Below are 6186 nucleotides of genomic sequence, written 5' to 3' on the forward strand. Positions count from 1 at the left end.
CTGCCAGGAAAAGACCACGACGAGCTGGGTGCATTTCTATACCAACGGCAAATACAGCCTGTCCGATGAATTTTACCCGGACAACGTAACCCGGCGCGCCGCGCCGAAATTTTACTATTCGCCGCAGAATTTCATTCTCTCCCTGCCGCGCACCGGCACCGTGCCGGAAGCCAACCGGGAGAAGCTGGAAAAGTATCTGCAGCGGATGAACCTGGTTTCTTTCAGCAAATACACACAGAAAAAGAGCTTTCCGTCCTCCGTGCGGACGCCGTTTGAGCTCCAGAATGATTTCATTGAATTTCTCCAGGTTCTCTATGCGCCGTACTGCTACAGCCGCGAGAAGGAAAGCATCGCCCGGACGCTGCGCGACTATCTGGATGCCCACTACACGGAGGAGATCTCCTTAAACGATCTGGCGCGCCAGTATTCCTACAGCCCGTCCCACTTAATCCGCAGCTTCCACCAGGCATACGGTGCCAGCCCGATGCAGTACCTGAAAAAACTACGCATCGAACACGCCTCCCAACTTCTCCTCCACTCCGACGCCACGATCCAGTCGGTCGGTGAGATGGTAGGACTGCGGATCCCATCCTATTTTATCCGCGTATTTAAGCAGGAGATCGGCATCACCCCGGCGCAGTACCGGATGTTTTACGCAGAAGAGAATGAGGGGAGTGAGGCGCCTTAGAGGCGATTCACAGCTGATGTTTTTTACTATCTATTTGTTTTCGTAAGAACTGTCATGAGCGTGGCAGTTCTTTTTTATACACAAACCAGTGAACAGTTTTTTAATGTATCTATCAGTTTCTTTACATCAGCTATTGTTTAAGGCAGTTATCCGCACATTGAAAATCCTTTATATTTAATGTAACACTGTGTGTATACAAAGGAGGAAATTCCGAATTGAAAACTGTCACGATTAAACTTCGCATTCATAAACTTTTGGCTGAAAAGCGTCTGACGAAATACCGTTTTATCGCCATGACCGGGCTTGGCTATAAAAATGCCAGCCGAATTCTGGACAATGAAACTGAATCCATCCGCTTCAGCACCATCGCCCGCATCTGCTCCGCACTGGACTGTACGCCCGGCGATCTATTTGAAGTTCATGAGGAAGAAGATCCTTACGATGGAATGTATTAAACATTCGGAAACAAGTGATTTCATGTGCGGATCGCACGCCAAAAAAAGAGCTGTCAACCGACGGTTTGCAACGGCTTTTGTGACAGCTCTTTTTGGTGATCCTATTTTTAAAAACAGAAGCGGTACCGCCTCTGAAAAGACAGTACCGCTTAACCTATCCGAATATTATATATAAGGTGTCCACCAGCAAGATACCTTATCAGTCATCCCGTCCATACTCTTCCCGCTCATCCAGGGCATCATCTACACCATCGGCATATTCTGAATCCCGGCGGTAGCGATCCCAGTCATAATCATCACCTTCCATAACATCATCATATCCTGCATCATAAGCCGCATAGGGATTCTGGAGATTCTTTTGCACCGGTGGTATTCCCCTCTGCACAGGTGTGTTTTTACGGCTCCGTTGTTTCAGTTCCCACAAGGGATCCTCTTCTATCCGCTTAAGATATTCCTCGTAGCTTCTTGATTCCTCTTCTTCTTTTTTCTTCTGTAATTCTATCAGCTCAGCCCGTTCTCTTTTTTTACGTTCCTCTTCTTCCCGTTTACTTTCTTCTATCTTCTCTGCCCTGTGCTGTTCACAGTATAAGTCATCGAAGGCCAGATTGTAACATCCTTCCTCCCGGCACTTATACGGATATAGCAGAACCACGAGAAGTCCACAGCCCATCGCACAGATAAGCAGCGTACAGAGAGTCTGGCGATGCTTTCCAAACCAGTTTTTCATTCCTGCTGCCAGACGGTTTTCTTTTTTCTCTGTTTCCTTCTCAGATTCAGGACTCTCTTCTTTCTTTTTCTTCCGGGACTCCATCCACCAGGTCAGTTCGGCATCCAGCAAAAACAACGGTATCAGACATGTAAAGGTGCCAACAAACAGCATCAAAGCATTGCCCGAATCTCCATGCACGCTTCTCGCATACTGGTAATGGCACTCTTCGTCATACCAACTATACAGACTCCAGGCATATGCCCCCAGAATGCCGATCAGAACTATCCATTTTATCTGCTTTTCTTTCCGCAGGATTCTCATGACGAGAAGTGCTCCTGCCATCGCAAACAGGAAACCTATCTTTAGATACACCGGTGCCGCCACCAGAGAAATCCAGGCTGTATATACCGGATAAAAGACACCAATAACCACTATCACAATCATCAGAATTCCAGACTCCATAGCTATACCCCCTATTAAGTCCATCTTACCACAAATGCGGATGCTTAGGTGGGTTATTTATGCCCCTTGAAGAAAATATCCACTTATGATAGCCTGCCCCGGATTACAAAGGCACGTATATGCTTGCTGTATCTCCCTTGTAATGCAAAAAGCTGCCGCAGATCAGAAAGTTTTTTTCCGATCTGCAGCAGCTTTTTATCTCATTCTTATTATTTTCTTCCTATTCTCTTAAGCTCCAGAATCCTCTGGTTCCGGCTTCCGCGAAACTGCAGGGTCAGATCCTTCTCCGCTTCCACGAACTCTCCGTCCACCAGCACATCCACATAGGACAGCATCTCGTCTGTCACCTCTGTATGGACCACGCCGCCGGCTGCCAGATCCCGATCCCAGAGATAGCCGCTGTAGCACCAGATATCCTTCTCCGGATACGTCTCGCGCACCTTCCGGAGTAAATGTACCAGCTCCACCTGGTTTTCCGGCTCAAACGGTTCTCCGCCGAGCAGCGTAAAGCCCTGTATATATCCCGGTTCCAATGCCGCCAAAATCTCTTTCTCCGTCTCTTCTGTATATAACTGTCCATATCGGAAATCCCACGTCTCCGCATTGAAACAGCCCTTGCAGTGATGGCGGCAGCCCGACACAAACAGACTGACGCGCACGCCAGGACCGTTGGCAATATCATACTTTTTGATGGTTCCGTAATACATATCTTCCTCCCCTAGACCAATGTACTCTCGGAGGCTTTCACCACATCCTACAGATGCAGCACCCGATCGCGGATCTCCTGGGTACGTCCCTGATTCCAGAACTGGGTTCCGATGTAGCCGCAGGTACGGCGTGCGACAAAGAGCTTGTTCTGGTCGCGGTTGCCGCAGTTCGGGCACTCCCACACCAGCTTGCCAGCCTCATCCTCAACAATCTTGATCTCGCCGTCATAGCCACACTTCTCACAGAAATCACTCTTGGTGTTCAGCTCCGCGTACATAATGTTATTGTAGATAAACTGCATTACAGAGAGAACTGCCGGAATATTAGTCTGCATATTCGGCACCTCGATGTAGCTGATCGCACCGCCCGGGGAGAGCTTCTGGAACTCTGCCTCAAATTTCAGCTTACTGAACGCGTCAATCTTCTCGGATACGTGTACATGGTAGCTGTTCGTGATATAGTTCTTATCCGTAACGCCCGGAATGATACCGAAGCGCTTCTGCAGGCATTTTGCAAATTTATAAGTCGTAGACTCCATCGGCGTGCCGTATACAGAATAGCTGATGTTCTCCGCCTCTCTCCACTCTTTGCATTTATCATTCAGACGCTGCATAACTTTCAGTGCAAATGGCTTCGCCTCCGGATCGGTGTGGGATTTTCCTAACATCCGCATACACATCTCATACAGACCTGCATATCCCAGAGAAATCGTAGAATAGCCGTTGTACAGGAGTTTGTCGATCGTCTCACCCTTTTTCAGGCGGGCAAGCGCACCATTCTGCCACAGAATCGGTGCCACATCGGAGATCGTGCCGAGCAGCCTCTCATGACGGCAGCGGAGCGCACGATGGCACAGTTCCAGTCTCTCATCGAGAATCTGCCAGAAACGGTCCATATCTCCCTCCGAAGAACAAGCCACATCGACCAGGTTAATCGTGACAACACCCTGGTTGAAACGTCCATAGAATTTATGCCTGCCGTTCGGCAGCATCTGGGAATCCTCTACCGTCAGGAAAGAACGGCAGCCCATGCACGGGTAAACCTCGCCCTTCTTTAATTCTTTCATAATCTTAGCAGAAATGTAGTCCGGAACCATCCGTTTCGCGGTACATTTCGCTGCCAGCTCAGTCAGGTGCCAATATTTCGAACCTTCCGTAATATTGTCCTCATCCAGCACATAGATAAGCTTCGGGAACGCCGGTGTGATCCAGACGCCCTTTTCATTCTTGACGCCCTGCATTCTCTGCAGCATCACTTCCTCGATGATCATCGCAAGGTCATCTCTGGTCCGTCCCTCCGGAACCTCGTCCAGATACATAAATACCGTGACAAACGGAGCCTGTCCGTTACAGGTCATCAGGGTGATAAGCTGGTACTGGATCGTCTGGATGCCGCTCTTAACCTCCTCGCGCAGACGGCGTTCGGTCACGCGGTTGATGATATCCTCATCCAGTGCCTCGCCGCACTCGGTGCGCTCTGCAATCACGTTCTTGCGCAGCTTCTGACGGCTGATGTCCACAAACGGTGCCAGATGCGCCAGAGTAAAGGACTGTCCGCCATACTGGTTGCTGGCTACCTGCGCCACGATCTGGGTGGTCACGTTGCAGGCCGTAAAGAAACTGTGCGGCTTCTCGATCATCGTCTCACTGATCACAGTGCCATTCTGCAGCATATCCTCCAGATTGATCAGGTCACAGTTGTGCTCCTTCTGTGCAAAATAGTCGGTATCATGGAAATGGATGATGCCTTCCTCATGCGCGCGGACGATCTCCTCCGGCAGCAGCACACGCTTGGATAAGTCCTTGCTGACCTCGCCCGCCATGTAGTCACGCTGGGTCGAGTTGATGACCGGGTTCTTGTTGGAGTTTTCCTGATTCACTTCTTCATTAATATGGTCCAAAAGTGCCAGGATGCCGTTATCGGTCGTGTTGGACTTGCGTTTTAACTCCCTGCGGTAGCGGTAGCGCACATATTTCTGTGCAACCTCATAACCACGCATCTCCATAATGCTGGTCTCTACCATATCCTGGATGTCTTCCACATTCACCGCGTGCGGCATCTCCTGCACCTGCTCGGCGATCGTATCTGCAATCGCTTCAATCTGGTACGGGTTCATCTGGTGAATACGCTCCACATTGCCGTTCGCTTTCGTGATCGCATTTACGATCTTCGCCCGGTCAAAATGTACTTCTTCTCCATTTCGTTTGATTACATTGGTTGTTACTGTGTCTTCCATCCCTGTTCCCTCTCCTTACCCTTAAGCCCGTTTTATGACTTGTCTTCTATAATCTATAAATTGACTCGCCGGTTCCTGTTTCTGTGATTTCTCTTTCTACTTTTATGGCATACATCGAACATCCATCTGTATCCATTTCCCGTCCCCCAGCTTACTCTCATTTCCTCATTCATGAGAGCAGCGCCTTCTTCTGACAGGCTATTTTTCATGTCCGGATGCCTTCACTGACAGGATTCTTTTCCGTTCCGACTTGTCTTACGATTGGCTTTATTTTTGATTTGTATTTAGGTAATTTTTAGAATTACACACAAAATATTGAACTCGTTTTCTTTCATGACACAATATATAGTGTGTTCGTCATGACGTATTTAAGCATACACCAATTAGATTAAAAATGGAAGAGGATTCCCCTATATTTTTTCGAATCAGAATTTTGCACAAAAATCATTTTCTCCCTTTACAAACACCCAAATCTGTGATCCCCTTTCCACGACGTTCTTTCCAGACTTATCCACCGTCCCATGTGCAAAACCCACCTCGTCATTTCTCCCATGGCTGCATCCCATATACCCTCTGAGTCTCCTTCGCCCATACCCTTATCTGTTTTAAAAATACCGAAAATAATGCTTTTTAAAATATTTTTAAAAATATTTAAAAAACTGTTGACATTTTATTCTGGATGGAGTAGAATAACACATGTCTTACGGATGAGGCATCCGCAAGAAAACAAAATAAGCGCCTTTAGCTCAGTTGGTAGAGCAGTAGACTCTTAATCTATTTGTCCAGGGTTCGAGTCCCTGAAGGCGCACTATCAAGTGCTTGTTTCGCAGACCGAGAGCTGTGGGGCAGGCACTTTGTGCGTTAGCAATGAGGCGTGCAAAGAAAAAAAGAGATGGCGGATGACGCGTTGTGCTTGCACATAAGCAGC

Annotated in this window: 5 protein-coding genes and 1 tRNA gene; 3 read left to right on the forward strand and 3 right to left on the reverse strand. The window is 48.2% G+C overall.

The annotated features are described in order from the left end of the window. Together QVO97_RS04105 and QVO97_RS04110 are read left to right on the forward strand one after the other, a co-directional pair. The coding region (locus QVO97_RS04105) for an AraC family transcriptional regulator (protein WP_288188870.1) at positions 1-688 on the forward strand (688 nt) is incomplete at its 5' end. 215 nt (positions 689-903) lie between these two features. Beyond that, positions 904-1143 (forward strand): helix-turn-helix domain-containing protein, encoded by a 240-nt coding sequence (locus QVO97_RS04110; protein ID WP_022359127.1) that lies wholly within the window; start codon positions 904-906, stop codon positions 1141-1143. Between the two features lie 199 nt (positions 1144-1342). On the opposite strand, the gene QVO97_RS04115 is transcribed toward QVO97_RS04110, so the two are convergent. From QVO97_RS04115 to nrdD, 3 genes are all read right to left on the reverse strand, one after another. Beyond that, positions 1343-2314 (reverse strand): hypothetical protein, encoded by a 972-nt coding sequence (locus QVO97_RS04115; protein WP_022359128.1) that lies wholly within the window; start codon positions 2312-2314, stop codon positions 1343-1345. A 209-nt stretch (positions 2315-2523) separates the two neighbouring features. Further along, positions 2524-3021, reverse strand: a complete 498-nt coding sequence (gene nrdG, locus QVO97_RS04120) for an anaerobic ribonucleoside-triphosphate reductase activating protein (RefSeq protein ID WP_022359129.1) — start codon at positions 3019-3021, stop codon at positions 2524-2526. Between the two features lie 47 nt (positions 3022-3068). Then, positions 3069-5258 carry an anaerobic ribonucleoside-triphosphate reductase gene (nrdD, locus tag QVO97_RS04125; RefSeq protein WP_022359130.1) on the reverse strand — a complete coding sequence of 730 codons (2190 nt, stop codon included), beginning with the start codon at positions 5256-5258 and terminating at the stop codon, positions 3069-3071. Positions 5259-5993: 735 nt separating this feature from the next. On the opposite strand from nrdD, the gene QVO97_RS04130 reads away from it, so the two are divergent. Beyond that, positions 5994-6066, forward strand: a tRNA-Lys gene (locus QVO97_RS04130). Positions 6067-6186 lie beyond the last annotated feature (120 nt).

Origin of the sequence: Clostridium sp. CAG:43 (assembly GCF_000434655.1) — a bacterium.
GTDB classification, from domain to species: domain Bacteria; phylum Bacillota; class Clostridia; order Lachnospirales; family Lachnospiraceae; genus Otoolea; species Otoolea fessa.

What these genes read in the sequence shown, in the direction of transcription:
- nrdG (WP_022359129.1), bottom strand. Translation starts at nt 3,021, where the DNA reads ATGTATTACGGAACCATCAAAAAGTATGATATTGCCAACGGTCCTGGC.
- QVO97_RS04115 (WP_022359128.1), bottom strand. Translation starts at nt 2,314, where the DNA reads ATGGAGTCTGGAATTCTGATGATTGTGATAGTGGTTATTGGTGTCTTT.
- nrdD (WP_022359130.1), bottom strand. Translation starts at nt 5,258, where the DNA reads ATGGAAGACACAGTAACAACCAATGTAATCAAACGAAATGGAGAAGAA.